We start from the raw sequence: 17687 nt of genomic DNA on the forward strand, positions 1-17687 counted from the left end.
CTGCGATGACGGTTTGCGATCGTTCGGGGCAGTCCGCGAGTGTGCGCCACCTTTGTCACTCGGCTAGACACTCAATGTGGGTGGCCTAGGGTCCGATGCCTGAGGCAAAGGCGAGCTACCGAGTGCTCGGCCTGCCGCACTCGTGAACTGCGCGCGGCTGCGTTCGCGTGCTGCCTGGTTGCGTGTGAGTAGCTCAACCATCGCGGCTGCCTGGTCCGTGATTGTGGACAGCAGATCGACGTTTGATCGCAGTTCCCCGACCGCTTCGCTGGAGGTCGCTTGTATGCGCTCGGAGCTTTCCATTACCTCTGCCATGAGACGTTGACTATCGATGTCTCCTTCTGGATCGACGCCATTGGTCCAGATCTCCTGTAGTTGTCCGGTGCGTTCTTCAAGGTCTTGTGTGGCTGCTTCAAGGGAACTGGCGCGGTCGGGTTGGGCGCTGATGCTTGCGAGCCCCGCGTCTGCCGTCCGAACGAACTCTGCAGTGGCATCGACGTCCTGCTGAATTGTCTCAGTGAGGTTCTCAGCCGCCTGAGTCACCTCCAGGGGTCCCAGCAAGGCGATGCGCCTTGCACGCTCCGCCATACGGCCTGCCGCCATCCTTAGTGCATCGAAGCTTGATGGGCCCGGATCGTGGAGATCGCTAGGGTGATGCGTGAGACGCAGGCACTCATCCCAGGCTTCTAGAAAGCCTTCGTAGGCCTCTAGACGTTGCTGCCGCAACCAATGGGAGTGTTCGGCCGCAGCTTGGTCTTGGACCTGCTGTTTCACGGTCTCAGCGTTCGTGTCGGCGCCGGCTCGCGCCGCTCGAGCTGAAAGAACGGCCCCCACCATGGTGCCAGCTAGGCCGAATACGGCTGCCACGAGTGCAATCGCCAACTCATTCACAACTGCTCATCATGTAGCCGAACACGCCTGTTGGGAACAGCGCGTGGCGTGAAGACAGGACTTTCCCTGCAACGGGTGTCTCGCCCCGCCTGCAGCCTCCACTCAGCCTGGCTCCCATCCCGTCTGCCGTCGACCCACACGTATGTGGAGCGGGCGCGGGCCCTGGCGTCCAGGTGGAGCGCGCCACTGTACGAACGACCTGGACGCCAGGGCCCGTGTCTGCTCGGCTTGCCTGGGTCGATGGCAGGCGGGATGGGAGCCCCCAACGCTCACCACAACGCACCGGCAGCCGCGTACGGCGCTTCGCCATCCCAGAGTCAGAGCGCCCCCGCCGGAGGCATCAGTCCTGACGGGCAGCCCACCGATCAGGCCGGGCTCACCCAGCCCATCAAGTCCTTAGTCATTGGCGCGCGGCCGGCGTCCCGGGCTGGAGCGGGGCGTAGACAGGAGCGCAGGCCCGGGGCGACGGGCGCGCGACGCCGCCTTGGCGGCGGAAGCGCCCTTGATGAAGTAGGGAAACTCTTACCGCATAGCCTCGGGATCAGAGAGCGATCGGACGGTAGGCCAAGGCTCGTTCGATGACCTGTTCGGCGGAAGGCTGCTGTCCGGGGCCCGGGTAGAGGATGTAGTCGCTGACGTGCGGGCACCGTAGGCCCAGTTCCAGGGCTTCGATGATCGTGCTGCCCTCGTCCTCGGTGGCTATGTCGCCGTCCATGAGTTGCTGGACCAGGCGCACGGCCTCGTCGTGGGTCATGAGGTGACGAGCTGGCGGCCGTCGTGGCTGCGGACGTGGGGGCCCGCGTCGTCCAGGGCGTCCAGGAGGCGGGGATCGGCTGATCGCCGACGCGCTGAGCGGGCTCGTCAAGAAGGGACGGAAGGCGGCCGCCAAGGGCACGAAGGAAGATCCGCAGCGGAAGGGGCACACAGGGGGCACGGCGGGCTGATAGAAGCCCCGGGAACGACGAAGGGCCAGGCTGAGGAAGCATCCTCTGACCTGGCCCTTTGCGTCTCTGAGCGGGTGACGGGAATCGAACCCGCGTAGCTAGTTTGGAAGACTAGTGCTCTACCATTGAGCTACACCCGCAGCACGTGCGACGCAGGTCCGGGGACCGCGGCACGAACAGCATCCTAGCGGGTTCCTGCGGGGGATCGCACACCGCATTTCGCGCCCGCGTGTGGCTGCGGCGGTGGTCGGGTGGGTCTTTCGCCGAAACTCCGCACGGCGGAGGGTCTTCGGGCATGTACCCTACGTGTCGCACCGACGGGGTGTGGCGCAGCTTGGTAGCGCGTCCGCTTTGGGAGCGGAAGGTCGTCGGTTCGAATCCGGCCACCCCGACCAGCAGGAGGATCGCGCGATCCCCCTCTACGAGACCGCGTCGATGATCGCGTTGTGGGCTGATTGCCGCTTGCGGCTACTATGCAAGCTGCGTGCCCGTGTGTCTGATGTACCGGGCCCGATCCGCTGAGAACCGCTAGACCGCGGCGATGAGCAGAGACCCCCAGCAGTCAGCCACAAGGAGACCGAACCGTGAAGAGCGCCGTGGAGACCCTGAACCCGACTCGGGTTCGGCTCACTGTTGAGGTGCCCTTCGAGGAGCTCAAGGACAGCCTCGACGCGGCCTACAAGAAGATCAACCAGCAGGTCACGGTGAAGGGCTTCCGCAAGGGCAAGATCCCGGCCCGCGTCATCGACCAGCGCTTCGGCCGCGGTGCGGTGCTGGAGGAGGCCGTCAACGACGCCCTCCCGAAGTTCTACACCGAGGCCGTCAACGAGGCCGACCTGAACCCGCTGGGCCAGCCCGACGTCGACATCACGGAGCTGAAGGACGGCGAACTGCTCGCCTTCACCGCCGAGGTCGACATCCGTCCCGCGATCGAGATCCCGGACTACTCCGGCATCGAGGTCACCGTGGACGCCGTCGAGGTCTCGGACGAGGACGTCGAGAAGTCGGTCGAGCAGCTGCGCGGCCGCTTCGCGTCCACCAAGGACGTCGAGCGCGCGGCGGAGGACGGCGACGTCGTCACCATCGACCTCGAGGCCAAGGTCGACGGCGAGGTGCTGGAGGACGGTGTCGCCCAGGACGTCTCCTACACCATCGGCTCTGGTGAGCTTCTCGAAGGCATCGACGAGGCCGTCAAGGGCCTGGAGGCCGGTGGCGAGGCCACCTTCACCTCCCAGCTGAAGGGCGGCTCCGCCGAGGGCAAGGACGCCGAGGTCACCGTCAAGGTCACCAAGGTTTCCGCCCGTGAGCTGCCGGAGCTGGACGACGAGTTCGCCGGCATGGCGAGCGAGTTCGACACCCTCGACGAGCTCAAGGCCGACAGCCGCAAGCGCCTCGAGAACATGAAGCAGTACGACCAGGCCACGCAGGCCCAGGAGCGCGTCCTGGAGAAGCTGCTGGAGCTCGTCGAGGTCCCGATCCCCGAGAAGCTCCTCGCGGACGAGGTCCAGACCCGCAAGCACAACCTCGAGCACCACCAGCTCGGCCAGATGGGCCTCACCATCGAGAAGTACCTGGAGATCCAGGGCAAGACGGTCGAGGAGTTCGACGCCGAGACCGCCGAGCAGGCGATCAAGGGCATCAAGACCCAGTTCGTCCTCGACGAGCTGGTCAACAAGGAGAAGCTGAACGTGAACCAGGAGGAGCTCACCGAGCACCTCATGCGTCGCGCCGCCTCCTCCGGCATGTCCCCCGACCAGTTCGCCCAGGCCGTCGTCGAGGGTGGCCAGGTTCCGATGCTCGTCGGCGAGGTCGCCCGCGGCAAGGCCCTCGCGGCCGTCGTCGAGGCCGCCAAGGTCACCGACACCAACGGTGAGGTCGTCGACCTCTCCGACGACGAGGACGAGCTCGAGCAGGCCGCCGAGACCGTCGAGAACGCGGTCGAGGCCGACGGCGACATCGCCGCCGACGAGGCCAAGTAACACCCGGGGTCACCCCCGCTGAGCAGCACCTGAGCACGGCCCGGAGGGCCCGTACGCCATCGCGTCCGGGCCCTTCGGCCTTCCCGCGGGACGCCCTCCCGGAGACCCTCCTCGAGACCCTCCGTGAGGGGCCTCTGACCTTGCGCTCCGAGCGAACAGTTCGGGAAGCGGGATGGCGTTGTCGTAGCTGCGCGTTAGGGTCCATGAATACGAGGGCACGGGAGTACCCGACGCCGGCGGACATCGTCCGCACGGCAGGTCCGCGCCCCAGAACGAGACGCTGAGACGGCACATGGCCGTCGGAGACGAGCAGGTGGATACGTGACGAATCTGAAGCCTTACGCCGCGGGTGAGCCGTCCATCGGTGGCGGCCTCGGCGACCATGTCTACAACCGGCTGCTCGGCGAGCGCATCATCTTCCTCGGCCAGCAGGTCGACGATGACATCGCCAACAAGATCACTGCGCAGCTCCTGCTCCTGGCCGCCGAGCCGGAGAAGGACATCTACCTGTACATCAACAGCCCCGGTGGCTCGGTGACGGCCGGCATGGCCGTCTACGACACCATGCAGTACATCCCGAACGACGTGGTCACCATCGGCATGGGCATGGCGGCCTCCATGGGCCAGTTCCTGCTCACCGGCGGCACCCCGGGCAAGCGCTTCGCGCTCCCGAACACCGACATCCTGATGCACCAGGGCTCCGCCGGCATCGGCGGCACCGCCTCGGACATCAAGATCCAGGCCCAGTACCTGCTGCGCACGAAGCAGCGCATGGCTGAGATCACCGCGCACCACTCCGGCCAGACCGTGGAGACGATCATCCGCGACGGCGACCGCGACCGCTGGTACACGGCGGAAGAGGCCAAGGCCTACGGCCTCATCGACGAGATCATCTCCGCCGCGTCGCTGGTTCCGGGCGGCGGCGGCACCGGGGCCTGATCCCGGCCCCGGCGTACGGGATCCCGTACGGGGACCCGTACGCCCGCCCGCACCAGGCAAGCCTCAGCCCGCAGAACGCCACCAGGACGGTGAACACTCAGATGCACATGAACAACCTTTCTCCCGCGAGCGGCCTCTACACCGGCGCACCGGTGGACAACCGCTACGTCATCCCGCGCTTCGTCGAGCGCACTTCGCAGGGCGTCCGCGAGTACGACCCGTACGCGAAGCTCTTCGAGGAGCGCATCATCTTCCTCGGCGTGCAGATCGACGACGCCTCCGCCAACGACGTCATGGCGCAGCTCCTGTGCCTGGAGTCGATGGACCCGGACCGCGACATCTACCTGTACATCAACAGCCCCGGCGGCTCCTTCACCGCGCTGACGGCGATCTACGACACGATGCAGTTCGTGAAGCCGGACATCTCGACGGTCTGCATGGGCCAGGCGGCCTCCGCCGCCGCGGTCCTGCTCGCCGCCGGCGCGCCCGGCAAGCGCATGGCGCTGCCGAACGCCCGCGTGCTGATCCACCAGCCCTCGGGCGGCACCGGCCGTGAGCAGCTCTCCGACCTGGAGATCGCGGCCAACGAGATCCTGCGCATGCGCGACCAGCTGGAGAACATGCTGGCCACGCACTCCTCGACGCCGATCGAGAAGATCCGCGACGACATCGAGCGCGACAAGATCCTCACGGCCCAGGACGCGCTGGCGTACGGCCTGATCGACCAGGTCGTCGCGACCCGCAAGACTTCGAACTGATCCTTGCCGCCAGTTGGCGCGGGCACCTCGCCGGATTGGGCGATGTGAACCACGTCAAGGGGGCCCCGCACGGGGCCCCCGGCAAGGTACCGTCGGATATGAGGCACCAGGAGCGCTGAACCAGGCGTCTCCCAGGCGAAGGGGAAGCACCTCGTGGCACGCATCGGTGACGGCGGCGACCTGCTCAAGTGCTCGTTCTGCGGAAAGAGCCAGAAGCAGGTGAAGAAGCTCATCGCGGGACCCGGTGTGTACATCTGCGACGAGTGCATCGACCTCTGCAACGAGATCATCGAAGAGGAACTCGCGGAGACCTCCGAGGTTCGCTGGGAAGAACTTCCCAAGCCCCGTGAGATCTACGAGTTCCTGGAGAGCTACGTCGTCGGCCAGGAGCCGGCGAAGAAGGCGCTCTCCGTCGCGGTGTACAACCACTACAAGCGCGTCCAGGCCGGCGAGAACGGCGGCGGGACGGGCCGTGACGACGCGATCGAGCTCGCGAAGTCCAACATCCTCCTGCTCGGCCCCACGGGCTCGGGCAAGACGCTGCTGGCCCAGACGCTCGCGCGGATGCTCAACGTTCCGTTCGCCATCGCGGACGCGACGGCGCTCACGGAGGCCGGGTACGTCGGCGAGGACGTCGAGAACATCCTGCTCAAGCTGATCCAGGCGGCCGACTACGACGTCAAGAAGGCCGAAACCGGGATCATCTACATCGACGAGATCGACAAGGTCGCCCGCAAGAGCGAGAACCCGTCGATCACGCGCGACGTGAGCGGCGAGGGCGTGCAGCAGGCCCTCCTGAAGATCCTGGAAGGCACCACCGCTTCCGTACCGCCGCAGGGCGGCCGCAAGCACCCGCACCAGGAATTCATCCAGATCGACACGACGAACGTGCTGTTCATCGTGGGCGGCGCCTTCTCCGGCCTGGAGCGGATCATCGAATCCCGCGCCGGCGCCAAGGGCATCGGCTTCGGGGCGACCATCCGCTCGAAGCGCGAGATCGAGGCGAGCAACCAGTTCCAGGAGGTCATGCCGGAGGACCTGGTGAAGTTCGGGATGATCCCCGAGTTCATCGGCCGTCTGCCCGTCATCACCTCGGTGCACAACCTGGACCGCGAGGCCCTGCTCCAGATCCTCATCGAGCCGCGCAACGCCCTGGTGAAGCAGTACCAGCGGCTGTTCGAACTCGACGGCGTCGAGCTGGACTTCGAGCGCGAGGCCCTCGAGGCCATCGCCGACCAGGCGATCCTCCGCCAGACCGGCGCGCGCGGCCTGCGCGCCATCATGGAAGAGGTCCTGATGTCGGTCATGTACGAGGTCCCGTCCCGCAAGGACGTGGCCCGCGTGGTCATCACCTCGGACGTGGTCCGCTCCAACGTCAACCCGACGCTGGTCCCGCGGATCGTCCCGAAGGACCAGGGCCCGCACGAGAAGTCGGCGTAGCACCGGTAGCACGCAGCAGACATGAGGAAGGGCGCCCCCGGACCGGGGGCGCCCTTCCTCATGTGGTGGGCGCGGGCGGCTAGTTCTTGACGCGCGCCGTGTTGTAGAGCTTGGCGTCCAGCTCGGCGGTCTGGGCCAGGGTGTAGCCCTTGCCGCCGGTCATCATCTTGGCGATGTCGATGGTCGTGGTCAGGCCCATGGTGCTGTAGTCGGTCCAGATGCACACCGGGAAGGTGATTTCCTTGGGCTCCAGCGGGTTGCTGGAGGGCTTCTTGGAGACGATCTTCATCTCCTGGCACTTCATCAGCGCGCCGCTGAACCCGGCCGGCTTGAAGGTCTCGGGGGACCCGACGAACTGGATGTCGGCGTCCTTGTCCTTCTCCTCCGTGCTGGAGGCCTTGAACATCGCGAACGAGGCGTCGAGGGTCTGCGCGGGGTCCGCGATCTCGCCGGAGAACGACGAGAAGCTGAGCTGCTTGCTCTCCAGCGGCTTGGCCTTGTCGGAGATCTCGTAGTCCTGGGTGACCTTGACCGGGTTCTTGATCCCGATCGCCTCGAGTTCCTTCTTCTCCTTGTCGTCCATCTTCTTCTCGGGGCTGGCCTTGGCGGGCTTCTTGAAGTCGTTCACCGCCGCCGGCGGGACGATCTTGTAGCCCTTGGTGGAGGCCGAAACCTCACCGCTGCCGGCGCCCGAGCCCAGGAAATAGAACGCACCGCCGCCGATCACGGCCACCGCCAGGACGACGGCGATGATCACGCCGGCCTTCGACTTCTTCGGAGGCTGCTGCGGGGGCATGCCGCCGCCGTACGGAGGCTGCTGCTGGTAGCCGCCGTACGGGGCCTGCTGCTGGGGGAAGCCGGGCTGCTGCTGCGGGTAGCCCTGCTGCGGAACTCCCTGGGGGGCCTGCTGCGGGTACCCGTACCCGGGCTGCTGTCCGTAGGGCCCCGGCTGCTGCCCGTACGGGCCCGGCTGCTGCGGCTGCTGTCCGTAGGGCCCCGGCTGCTGCGGCTGCTGGCCTCCGTACGGTCCCGGCTGGTTGTAGCTCATCCCGCGTCCCCCCATGAGGTTGTTTATGCGTCCCACACATCCTGGCGGAAGCCGAAGGCGCTCAGGGCGCCGGGTCCTGGGAAAGCCGGTTTCATGACTGGACTGTTACCGCTCTAAACTGTGCCCCGTGACCGAGAACACGCAGACACCCAGCAGCCCCTACTCCGAACTGCCGACTTCGTACGCGCCGGCCGATGTAGAGGGGAAGCTCTACGAGCGCTGGGTAGAGCGTGGGTACTTCGAGGCGGACGAGAAGAGCGACAAGCCTCCCTTCGCCATCGTCATCCCGCCGCCGAACGTCACCGGAAGCCTCCACCTGGGGCACGCCTTCGAGCACACGCTGATCGACGCCATCACCCGCCGCAAGCGCATGCAGGGCTACGAGACCCTGTGGCAGCCCGGCATGGACCACGCGGGCATCGCCACCCAGAACGTCGTCGAGCGCGAGCTCGCCAAGGAGGGCAAGTCCCGCCACGACCTGGGCCGCGAGGACTTCGTCGAGCGCGTCTGGCAGTGGAAGGGCGAGTCCGGCGGCCAGATCTCCGGCCAGATGCGCCGGCTCGGCGACGGCGTCGACTGGTCGCGCGAGCGCTTCACCATGGACGAGGGCCTGTCCGAGGCCGTCCAGACCATCTTCAAGAAGCTCTACGACGACGAGCTGATCTACCGCGCCGAGCGCATCATCAACTGGTGCCCCCGCTGCCTCACCGCGATCTCCGACATCGAGGTCGAGTACCAGGACGACGAGGGCGAGCTCGTCTCCATCCGTTACGGCGAGGGCGACGCCTCCATCGTCGTCGCGACGACCCGCGCCGAGACGATGCTGGGTGACACGGCCGTCGCCGTCCACCCCGAGGACGAGCGCTACAAGCACCTGGTCGGCACCGAGATCGAGCTGCCGCTCACCGGCCGCCGCATCCCGGTCGTCGCCGACGAGCACGTCGACCCCGAGTTCGGCACCGGCGCCGTCAAGGTGACCCCGGCGCACGACCCGAACGACTTCGAGATCGGTCAGCGCCACGGCCTGCCCAACCTCGCCGTCATGGACGAGCACGCCGTCATCACCGTCCACGGCCCCTTCCTGGGTCTGGACCGGCTCGAGGCCCGTTCCGCCATCGTCGCCGCGCTGCGCGCCGAGGGCCGGATCGTCGCGGAGAAGCGTCCGTACACGCACTCCGTCGGCCACTGCTCGCGCTGCAAGACCACCATCGAGCCGCGCCTGTCGCTCCAGTGGTGGGTCAAGGTCGGCCCGCTCGCCAAGGCCGCCGGTGACGCGGTCCGCGACGGTCAGGTCAAGATCCACCCGCAGGAGATGGAGAAGCGCTACTTCGACTGGGTCGACAACCTCCACGACTGGTGCATCTCGCGCCAGCTGTGGTGGGGCCACCGCATCCCCGTCTGGTACGGCCCGAACGGCGAGATCGTCTGCGTCGGCCCCGACGAGCAGCCGCCGAGCGGCGAGGGCTGGACCCAGGACACGGACGTCCTGGACACCTGGTTCTCCTCCGGCCTGTGGCCGTTCTCCACGCTCGGCTGGCCGCAGCAGACCGACAGCCTGGCGAAGTTCTACCCGAACGCCGTCCTGGTCACCGGCTACGACATCCTCTTCTTCTGGGTCGCCCGGATGATGATGTTCGGCCTGTACGCGATGGACGGCACCCCGCCGTTCCACACCATCGCCCTGCACGGCATGGTCCGTGACGAGCGCGGCAAGAAGATGTCGAAGTCCTTCGGCAACGCGGTCAACCCGCTGGACTGGATGGACAAGTACGGCTCCGACGCGGTCCGCTTCACCCTGGCGCGCGGCGCCAACCCGGGTGTCGACGTCCCGATCGGCGAGGACTGGGTCCAGGCCTCCAGCAAGTTCGCCAACAAGATCTGGAACGCCACCCGCTTCGCGATGATGAACGGCGCCACGATCGAGGGCGACCTGCCGTCGGTCGAGGAGATGTCGGCGACCGACCGCTGGATCCTGTCCCGGCTGAACGAGACGGTCGCGCAGGCCGACGCCTTCTACGAGGACTACCAGTTCTCGAAGCTCAGCGAGGCGCTCTACCACTTCGCGTGGGACGAGGTCTTCGACTGGTACGTCGAGCTGTCGAAGACGACCTTCTTCGCGGGCGGCGAGCCGGCCAAGGCCTCCGCGCGGGTCCTCGGTGAGGTCCTCGACGTCATGCTGCGCCTGCTGCACCCGGTGGTCCCCTTCGTCACCGAGACCCTGTGGACCACGCTGACCGGCGGCGAGTCCCTCGTGATCGCCGACTGGCCCAAGGACAGCGGCTTCCGCGATGCGGCTGCCGAGGCCGAGATCGAGGGCATCCAGACCCTCGTCCGCGAGGTCCGTCGGTTCCGCAAGGAGCAGGGCCTCGACGACAAGCAGAAGGTCCCGGCCCGCCTGGACCTGTCCGCCACCACGCTGGCCGCCCACGAGGCCGCCATCCGCCAGGTGCTGCGCCTCCAGCCGGAGGGCGACGCCTTCAGCGCCACCGCGACCCTGCCGGTCGCCGGCGCCACCGTCGCGCTCGACCTGTCGGGCACCATCGACATCCCGGCGGAGCGCAAGCGGCTGAGCAAGGACCTGGCCGCCGCCGAGAAGGAGAAGCAGCAGGCCGAGGCGAAGCTCGGGAACGAGGCGTTCATCGCCAAGGCCCCCGACAACGTCGTGGACAAGATCAAGGGCCGCCTGTCCAAGGCCGAGGCGGACATCGCCCGGCTGCAGGCCCAGCTGGAGACGCTGCCCGCCGCCTGACGGCGCCCGTAGGACGCAAGCGAAGGCCCCCACGCCGTCGGTCGACGTGGGGGCCTTCGGGCTATCCCTTCCCCGTGAGGGGCCCGGCATCACAGCAGCTGTGCGCCGAACCTCGTCAGGACGAGCGCCGCGACCACGCCGTACGCGGCCAGCGGCACCAGCCAGTGGGGGATCGCCCGCAGCCGGGAGCCGGCCGGGGCCAGGTGGCGGGTGACGTACCAGAACAGCGGGATCATCACCGCCCAGACGACCATGCACCACGGGCACAGTGCCCCGATCACGTACAGGCACTGGCTGATCAGCCACACCGTGAAGGCGAACCCGGCCGCGGTCCCGGCCCACAGCCCGCGCCACAGCCACCGGGGGAGCAGCGCCCCGGCGACCAGGGCCGTGCCCAGTCCGGCGAGGGCCCCGAAGCCGGCGAGGCCGAGCAGCATGTTGGGGAAGCCGAGGAGGTTGCCCTGCCAGGTGGTCATCACGTCGCCGCAGCTCAGCACCGCGTCGACGTTGCAGCCCGGGGTGAAGAGCGGGTCCTCCAGGGTGCGGATGCGGTCGTAGGTGAGCACGCCGGAGGCCAGGGTGCCGACGAGGCCGCCGATCAGCAGGAGCAGGGCGGTGCCCCGAGGGGCGGTCGTTCCCCGATGGGTGGTCGTTCCCCTTTGGGTGGTCATTCTCCCGACGCTACGAGCGTGCCGGCGGCCGCGGATAGAGCGGAAGGCCTCCGGGCGGAAGGACCTCCGGCATGTCCGAAGTGCCCTAAATCACGCGTTCTCGGGTCCGGGTGGCCCGGATCCGAGGGTGCCGAACACGGATGATGGAGGGCATGCACGTCAAGCCCGCCCTCTCGGCGCCCCACCGGCTCCTGGCCTTCGGCCGCCGGCTCGCGCAGGGCTGGGCCGGGTCGCCGCGCGCGATGGACGTGCTCGCGGCTCTCAGCTGTCTGGGCCTGATGGCGCTCGACCTGCCGGGCCTGGCGGCCGCCGACAACTCCCTGAGCGGGCCCGCCGCGGCGGTCGTCCTGACCGTCGGCTGCTCCACGCTGCTGGTGCGGCGCCGGATGCCCTGGGTCTCGTACCTCGCCGCGCTGCTCTTCATCGGCTGGCTGCACGAGCTGACCCTGATCCAGTTCGCGCTGTACTCGGTGGGCCGCTTCCGCGGGCGCCGGGCCGGTGTCCTCGCCACCTTGGGCTACGTCGCCTTCGCGCTGTGCCTGTTCTGCTGCGTGCCGGGCTGGCCGCTGGCCCGGGCCGAGACCCTCAGCTCCTTCCTCAGCCTCGTCGTGCCCATCGGGGTCCTCGCCTCGGCCGTGGGCATCGCCGCCTACCGCCACGACCTCGTGCGCGAACTCGACACCCGGCGCGCCGAGTCCGCCGTGCTGCAGGCCGTCCAGCAGGAGCGGACCTCCGTCGCCCGCGACGTCCACGACTTCGTCGGGCGCGAGCTGACCCTGCTGACGGTGCGCTCCGAGGTGCTGTCGATGCGCTCGCGCGAGACGGCGTACGCGAAGGACTTCGAGGAGCTCGCCGACACCGCCCGCCGGGCCCACCTGGTGCTCAACGAGATCATCGTGCAGCGCGGGGAGCGGGCGGCCACCCCGGGCGTGGAAGGGCTGGCGGCGCTCGCGGAGGAGAGCGGGCGCGCGGGTTCCCCCGTACGGCTGGCCCTGGATCCGGCCGTGCACGGGCTGTCGCCGCTGCGCCAGGCGGCGGTCTACCGGGTGGTGCAGGAATGCCTGACCAACGCCGCCAAGCACGCGCGCGGCGAGACCATCGAGGTGTCCATCGCGGCGGACGGGCTGCAGCTGACGATCGCCGTCCGCAACGGGCTGGCGCAGCGCAATCCGACCAGGGCCCCCGTCTCGGCGGGCTCGGGCACGGCGAGCATGTCCGAGCGCGTGCGCAGCCTGGGCGGAACCCTGACGGCGACGCGCACGCAGGACGCGTACGAGGTCCTCGCGACGCTCCCGAAGGGCTGAGCCCGCCGACCTTTGCCCGTCCGGCCCAGGCCGTCTCTTCCGGATCTTGCCTAGGCCCTCGCCGGCGCCAGCAGGCTGCTGAGCGCGTCCATGTCCTCCACGCAGCGCCCAGAGCCCAGGGCCACGCAGTCCAGCGGGTCGTCCGCGACGAAGACGGGGATCCCCGTCGAGGAGGCCATCCGCAGGTCCAGGCCGGGGAGCAGCGCGCCGCCGCCGGTCAGGACGATGCCGTGCTCCATGACGTCCCCGGACAGCTCGGGCGGGCACTCCTCCAGGGTGGTGCGGACCGCCGCGATGATCGCTTCGATCGGCTCGTCGAGCGCGGCCCGTACGTCGCGCGCGTCGAGCTGCAGCGTCTGGGGCATGCCGCCCACCTTCTCGCGGCCCCGCACCGTGAAGGTGGCGGTCTCCAGCTCCGGCCGGTCCGGCACCGGCCACGCCGAGCCGATGGCGATCTTGGCGTCCTCGGCGGTGCGGTCGCCGATGAGCAGCGAGTGCTCCTTGCGGACCCAGTCGGTGATCGCGGCGTCCAGCCGGTCGCCGCCGACCCGCAGCGACTGGGAGGTGACGATGCCGCCCAGCGAGATGACCGCGACCTCGGAGGTGCCGCCGCCGATGTCGACGACCATCGAGCCGCGCGGTTCGGACACCGGGAGCCCGGCGCCGATCGCGGCGGCCATGGGTTCCTCGATCAGGTGCACGGTTCTGGCGCCGGCCCGGGTGGAGGCGTGGATGATGGCCCGCCGTTCCACCGGGGTGACCCCGGACGGTACGCAGATCACCATGCGGGTGCGGACCCGGCGGCCGGGGACGGCCTTGCGGACGAAGTGCCGGATCATCTCCTCGGCGGCCTCGTAGTCGCAGATCACACCGTCCTTGAGGGGGCGGATCGCGGTGATGGAGCCGGGTGTGCGGCCGATGGTCTCCTTGGCCTCGGCACCCACGGCCAGTGCGGTGGTGGTGCCCGCCTTGACGGCCACCACGGACGGCTCATTGAGGACGATGCCGTGCCCCCGTGCGTAGACGAGGGTGTTGGCGGTTCCCAGATCTATCCCTATGTCGCGGCTGGAACCTGTCTTGTTCGTGCTGGCCTGCGGCATTTGCTCCCCAATCTCCTGTCCGCAAGGCTTGCATAACGATCCGGTCGCCCTCGCCGTCGAAGGTCCCGATCCGACCGGGCCGAAAGTCCCCCGGGTCCTCGTCCGTAGACTGGGTCCCGTGAGTGAGCAGCAGCCCGAGAGCCACGATGACAGCTTCGACGCGTTCGACCAGATCGTGGCGGAAGAGTCCGACCGCGACCCCGACCTGGCGGTGATCGAGGCGGGCAGCCGCACCCTGCGTACGCAGGCCGGTCCGCCCCAGGGCGACCCGGTACCCGAAGAGCCCGCCGACCCCGAGGTGGCCGAGGCGCTGCGGGAGGTGGAGCAGGAGCTGGCCGGCCGCTGGGGCGAGACCAAGCTGGAGCCGTCCGTCACGCGGATCGCCGCGCTGATGGACGTCCTGGGCGAGCCGCAGCGCGCGTACCCCTCCATCCACGTCACCGGCACCAACGGCAAGACGAGCACCTCCCGCATGATCGAGGCACTGCTGAACGCCTTCGAGCTGCGCACGGGCCGCTACACCAGCCCGCACGTGCAGTCGGTCACCGAACGGATCAGCCTGGACGGGGCGCCGATCACCGCCGAGCGGTTCGTCGAGACGTACCACGACATCAAGCCGTACGTGGACATGGTGGACGCGGCCGAGGAGATCCGGCTGTCGTTCTTCGAGGTCCTCACCGGCATGGCCTACGCGGCCTTCGCGGACGCTCCCGTGGACGCGGCCGTGGTCGAGGTGGGCATGGGCGGCACCTGGGACGCCACCAACGTGATCGACGGCGCGGTCGCCGTGGTCACCCCGATCAGCCTGGACCACACGGACCGGCTCGGCTCCACCACCGGCGAGATCGCGCAGGAGAAGGGCGGCGTCATCAAGAAGGGCGCCACCGTGATCCTGGCGCAGCAGCCGGTGGACGCGGCGCAGGTGCTGCTGAAGAAGGCCGTGGAGGTCGACGCGACCGTGGCCCGCGAGGGCATGGAGTTCGGCGTCGTCACCCGCGAGGTCGCGGTGGGCGGGCAGCAGCTGACGCTGCGCGGGCTGGGCGGCGAGTACGACGGGATCTTCCTGCCGCTGCACGGCGCCCACATGGCGCACAACGCGGCGGTGGCGCTGGCGGCGGTCGAGGCCTTCTTCGGGATCGGCGCCGACCACGCGCGGGCGCTGGACGTGGAGACCGTGCGGAAGGCCTTCGCCTCGGTGACCTCGCCCGGCCGCATGGAGGTCGTGCGGCGCAGCCCGACGGTGGTCCTGGACGCGGCGCACAACCCGGCCGGGGCGCGGGTCACGGCGGAGGCGGTGACCGAGGCCTTCGGCTTCAGTCGGCTGGTCGGGGTCGTGGGCGCGAGCGAGGGCAAGGACGCGCGCGGGATCCTCGAAGCCTTCGAGCCGATCTTCGCCGAGGTCGTGATCACGGAGAACACCAGTCACCGGGCGAGCTCCGCCGACGACCTGGCGGCCGTCGCGGTCGAGGTCTTCGGCGCCGACCGGGTGCAGGTGGAGCCGCGGCTGGACGACGCCCTGGAGGCGGCGATCACGCTGGCGGAGGAAGAGGCGGAGTACGGAGGGGCCGGGGTCCTGGTGACCGGGTCCGTCATCACGGTGGGCGAGGCCCGCCTGCTGCTGAAGAGGGGCTGAGGGATGCGCACGCTGTGTGCTTCGACGCTGATCGCCGAGTTCTTCGTGATCGGCTTCGCCGGGCTGGTCGCGATGAAGGGCGATCTGAGCCAGGCCACGGTCTGGACGGTCTGCGGGATCTCGATGCTGGTGTCGGTCCTGCTGTGCGGGATGCTCTCGCGCCCCGGGGCCGTCCAGATCGGCTGGGCCCTGCAGATCGGGCTCGTGCTGAGCGGGTTCGTCGTCCCGATGATGTTCATCCTGGGCGTGGTGTTCGCCGGTCTGTGGTGGTGCTCGATCCACTACGGCCGCCGCATCGACGTGATCAAGGCCCGCTGGGCCGCCCAGGCGGAAGCCCAGGCCGCCGCCCCGACCGAGGCGTAGCCGCCGAGGCGCCGGAGCGGGGCCCGGGAAGGCCCCGTACGGCGGGGGCCCGGGCCCCTGTAGCCTCGTCGGACCGCACCCGTATGCCGCAAGGAGTTACCCATATGACCCAGCGCACGCTCGTCCTCCTCAAGCCCGACGCCGTCCGTCGCGGCCTGATCGGCGAGATCGTCGGCCGCATCGAGCGGAAGGCCGGCTGGACCATTCCCGCGCTGGAGCTGCGCACGCTGGACCAGGAGACCCTGGAAGCGCACTACGGCGAGCACAAGGGCAAGGTCTTCTACGAGCCCCTCATGGGCTTCATGGCCAGCGGCCCGGTCGTGGCCCTGGTCGTCGAAGGGGAGCGCGTGATCGAGGGTGTCCGCCAGTTGGCCGGACCCACTGACCCGATTGCCGCCGCGCCCGGCTCCATCCGGGGTGACTTCGGTACCGTCACCCGGGAGAACCTGATCCACGCCTCGGACTCCGAGGAGTCCGCGGAGCGGGAGCTGAAGCTGTTCTTCCCGGCGCTGTGATCACTCTTTTCTGACGCAACATCAGCCGAATAGCGCTCATGACCTGGGGCGACCGAAGTAATTTCGGTCGCCCTCCGGTATTACCGGGCACATTCGGGAACGCATGGACAGGACACGACGTCACCACTAAGGGGGCGGGTATCCGTTCCGGCGGGCTTGCCGGAGTCCCGTCGCGCGGTGGCCGTACTTGCGGCACTACGATGGGGCCTCCACCCACACACCCACCTCGCCGACCTGACAGCAGCCGCTATCAACTGGAAGGCCAGACGCTCCTCATGGGGAACAAGGGGAACAACATGTCGTTCATCGGCCGTGACATGGCGATCGACCTCGGGACCGCCAACACGCTGGTGTACGTGAGGGGCCGGGGAATCGTCCTGAACGAGCCGTCCGTGGTCGCCATCAACACGAACACCGGTGGCATCCTGGCGGTCGGCTCCGAAGCCAAGAAGATGATCGGGCGCACGCCCGGCAACATCGTCGCCGTGCGGCCCCTCAAGGACGGCGTCATCGCCGACTTCGAGATCACCGAGCGGATGCTCCGGTACTTCATCCTCAAGATCCACAAGCGCCGTTACCTGGCCCGCCCGCGCGTGGTGGTCTGCGTGCCCTCCGGCATCACGGGAGTGGAGCGCCGCGCCGTCATCGAGGCGTCCACGCAGGCCGGTGCCCGCCAGGTGCACATCATCGAAGAGCCGATGGCCGCCGCCATCGGCGCGGGCCTGCCCGTCCACGAGGCCACCGGCAACATGGTCGTGGACATCGGTGGCGGCACCACCGAGGTGGCCGTCATCTCCCTCGGCGGAATCGTCACGGCACAGTCCATCCGGGTGGCCGGCGACGAGCTCGACAACGCGATCATCCAGCACATCAAGAAGGAGTACTCGCTCCTTCTCGGTGAGCGCACCGCCGAGCAGATCAAGATCACCATCGGGTCGGCCTACGACCTCGACAAGGACGAGCACACCGAGATCCGCGGCCGCGACCTGGTCTCGGGCCTGCCCAAGACCGTGGTGATCTCGGCCGCCGAGGTGCGCAAGGCGATCGAGGAGCCGGTCAACGCCATCGTCGACGCCGTCAAGACCACCCTCGACAAGTGCCCGCCGGAGCTCTCCGGCGACATCATGGACCGCGGCATCGTCCTGACCGGAGGCGGCGCCCTGCTGCGCGGCCTCGACGAGCGGCTGCGCCGCGAGACGGGCATGCCGATCCACATCGCCGAGGATCCGCTCGACTCCGTCGCGCTCGGATCCGGCAAGTGCGTGGAGGAGTTCGAGGCGCTCCAGCAGGTCCTGGACGCCCAGCCGCGGCGCTGATCCGGCCCGCCGCGTGGCGGTGGAACACAAATGATCC

15 protein-coding genes and 2 tRNA genes are annotated in these 17687 nt (G+C 68.7%); 11 read left to right on the top strand and 6 right to left on the bottom strand.

Going from position 1 to position 17687, the window contains the following annotated elements:
- Window positions 1–63 precede the first annotated feature (63 nt).
- From ACFVX6_RS24145 to ACFVX6_RS24155, 3 genes are all read right to left on the bottom strand, one after another.
- Window positions 64–774, bottom strand: a complete 711-nt coding sequence (locus ACFVX6_RS24145) for a hypothetical protein (RefSeq protein WP_389694647.1) — start codon at window positions 772–774, stop codon at window positions 64–66.
- A gap of 658 nt (window positions 775–1432) precedes the next feature.
- Entirely contained in the window at window positions 1433–1645 is a 213-nt protein-coding gene (locus ACFVX6_RS24150; RefSeq protein ID WP_389694649.1) for an e9imm peptide, read from the bottom strand.
- Window positions 1646–1904: 259 nt separating this feature from the next.
- Window positions 1905–1975, bottom strand: a tRNA-Gly gene (locus ACFVX6_RS24155).
- A gap of 178 nt (window positions 1976–2153) precedes the next feature.
- On the opposite strand from ACFVX6_RS24155, the gene ACFVX6_RS24160 reads away from it, so the two are divergent.
- The 5 genes from ACFVX6_RS24160 to clpX all read left to right on the top strand — a co-directional run bounded on the left by ACFVX6_RS24160 (window position 2154) and on the right by clpX (window position 6951).
- Window positions 2154–2230: transfer RNA gene (locus tag ACFVX6_RS24160), tRNA-Pro, on the top strand.
- Window positions 2231–2419: 189 nt separating this feature from the next.
- Window positions 2420–3814: a trigger factor gene (gene tig / locus ACFVX6_RS24165; RefSeq protein WP_389694651.1), complete on the top strand. Its 1395-nt coding sequence runs from the start codon at window positions 2420–2422 to the stop codon at window positions 3812–3814.
- A gap of 321 nt (window positions 3815–4135) precedes the next feature.
- Window positions 4136–4753, top strand: a complete 618-nt coding sequence (locus tag ACFVX6_RS24170) for an ATP-dependent Clp protease proteolytic subunit (RefSeq protein WP_250739480.1) — start codon at window positions 4136–4138, stop codon at window positions 4751–4753.
- Between the two features lie 107 nt (window positions 4754–4860).
- Window positions 4861–5511, top strand: coding sequence for an ATP-dependent Clp protease proteolytic subunit (locus ACFVX6_RS24175; RefSeq protein ID WP_327252748.1), 651 nt, complete (start codon window positions 4861–4863; stop codon window positions 5509–5511).
- 153 nt (window positions 5512–5664) lie between these two features.
- Window positions 5665–6951 (top strand): ATP-dependent Clp protease ATP-binding subunit ClpX, encoded by a 1287-nt coding sequence (gene clpX / locus ACFVX6_RS24180; protein WP_250739478.1) that lies wholly within the window; start codon window positions 5665–5667, stop codon window positions 6949–6951.
- A gap of 79 nt (window positions 6952–7030) precedes the next feature.
- Here clpX and ACFVX6_RS24185 read toward each other — a convergent pair whose 3' ends face one another.
- A complete protein-coding gene (locus ACFVX6_RS24185) occupies window positions 7031–7999 on the bottom strand; it encodes a hypothetical protein (protein ID WP_389694654.1) in 969 nt (322 codons plus the stop codon).
- Window positions 8000–8126: 127 nt separating this feature from the next.
- Here ACFVX6_RS24185 and ACFVX6_RS24190 point away from each other — a divergent pair, with 127 nt between their 5' ends.
- Entirely contained in the window at window positions 8127–10748 is a 2622-nt protein-coding gene (locus ACFVX6_RS24190; protein WP_389694656.1) for a valine--tRNA ligase, read from the top strand.
- Between the two features lie 89 nt (window positions 10749–10837).
- Here ACFVX6_RS24190 and ACFVX6_RS24195 read toward each other — a convergent pair whose 3' ends face one another.
- The gene (locus ACFVX6_RS24195) at window positions 10838–11419 is read right to left on the bottom strand and encodes a vitamin K epoxide reductase family protein (protein ID WP_389694658.1); all 582 of its coding nucleotides are present in this window, start codon (window positions 11417–11419) and stop codon (window positions 10838–10840) included.
- Between the two features lie 152 nt (window positions 11420–11571).
- Here ACFVX6_RS24195 and ACFVX6_RS24200 point away from each other — a divergent pair, with 152 nt between their 5' ends.
- The gene (locus ACFVX6_RS24200; protein WP_389694660.1) at window positions 11572–12723 is read left to right on the top strand and encodes a sensor histidine kinase; all 1152 of its coding nucleotides are present in this window, start codon (window positions 11572–11574) and stop codon (window positions 12721–12723) included.
- 50 nt (window positions 12724–12773) lie between these two features.
- Here ACFVX6_RS24200 and ACFVX6_RS24205 read toward each other — a convergent pair whose 3' ends face one another.
- A complete protein-coding gene (locus tag ACFVX6_RS24205; protein ID WP_389694662.1) occupies window positions 12774–13823 on the bottom strand; it encodes a rod shape-determining protein in 1050 nt (349 codons plus the stop codon).
- Between the two features lie 118 nt (window positions 13824–13941).
- Between ACFVX6_RS24205 and ACFVX6_RS24210 the strand changes: the two genes are divergently transcribed.
- The 4 genes from ACFVX6_RS24210 (at window position 13942) to ACFVX6_RS24225 (ending at window position 17650) form a co-directional block, all read left to right on the top strand.
- On the top strand, window positions 13942–15456 hold the full coding sequence (locus ACFVX6_RS24210; RefSeq protein WP_389694664.1) for a bifunctional folylpolyglutamate synthase/dihydrofolate synthase: 1515 nt from the start codon (window positions 13942–13944) through the stop codon (window positions 15454–15456).
- Window positions 15457–15459: 3 nt separating this feature from the next.
- Window positions 15460–15819: a DUF4233 domain-containing protein gene (locus ACFVX6_RS24215; RefSeq protein WP_389694666.1), complete on the top strand. Its 360-nt coding sequence runs from the start codon at window positions 15460–15462 to the stop codon at window positions 15817–15819.
- Between the two features lie 104 nt (window positions 15820–15923).
- Window positions 15924–16334 (top strand): nucleoside-diphosphate kinase, encoded by a 411-nt coding sequence (gene ndk / locus ACFVX6_RS24220; RefSeq protein ID WP_214950910.1) that lies wholly within the window; start codon window positions 15924–15926, stop codon window positions 16332–16334.
- A 296-nt stretch (window positions 16335–16630) separates the two neighbouring features.
- Window positions 16631–17650 (top strand): rod shape-determining protein, encoded by a 1020-nt coding sequence (locus ACFVX6_RS24225; RefSeq protein WP_069923827.1) that lies wholly within the window; start codon window positions 16631–16633, stop codon window positions 17648–17650.
- Window positions 17651–17687 lie beyond the last annotated feature (37 nt).

The organism is Streptomyces sp. NPDC058289 (assembly GCF_042880975.1).
GTDB classification, from domain to species: Bacteria; Actinomycetota; Actinomycetes; order Streptomycetales; family Streptomycetaceae; genus Streptomyces; species Streptomyces stoeckheimensis.

Bases quoted from the DNA above. Each gene is read 5' to 3' on its own strand.
- ACFVX6_RS24150 (WP_389694649.1), bottom strand. From the start codon at position 1,645: ATGACCCACGACGAGGCCGTGCGCCTGGTCCAGCAACTCATGGACGGC.
- ACFVX6_RS24175 (WP_327252748.1), top strand. From the start codon at position 4,861: ATGAACAACCTTTCTCCCGCGAGCGGCCTCTACACCGGCGCACCGGTG.
- ACFVX6_RS24185 (WP_389694654.1), bottom strand. From the start codon at position 7,999: ATGAGCTACAACCAGCCGGGACCGTACGGAGGCCAGCAGCCGCAGCAG.
- ACFVX6_RS24195 (WP_389694658.1), bottom strand. From the start codon at position 11,419: ATGACCACCCAAAGGGGAACGACCACCCATCGGGGAACGACCGCCCCT.
- ACFVX6_RS24200 (WP_389694660.1), top strand. From the start codon at position 11,572: ATGCACGTCAAGCCCGCCCTCTCGGCGCCCCACCGGCTCCTGGCCTTC.
- ACFVX6_RS24205 (WP_389694662.1), bottom strand. From the start codon at position 13,823: ATGCCGCAGGCCAGCACGAACAAGACAGGTTCCAGCCGCGACATAGGG.
- ACFVX6_RS24215 (WP_389694666.1), top strand. From the start codon at position 15,460: ATGCGCACGCTGTGTGCTTCGACGCTGATCGCCGAGTTCTTCGTGATC.
- ndk (WP_214950910.1), top strand. From the start codon at position 15,924: ATGACCCAGCGCACGCTCGTCCTCCTCAAGCCCGACGCCGTCCGTCGC.
- ACFVX6_RS24225 (WP_069923827.1), top strand. From the start codon at position 16,631: ATGTCGTTCATCGGCCGTGACATGGCGATCGACCTCGGGACCGCCAAC.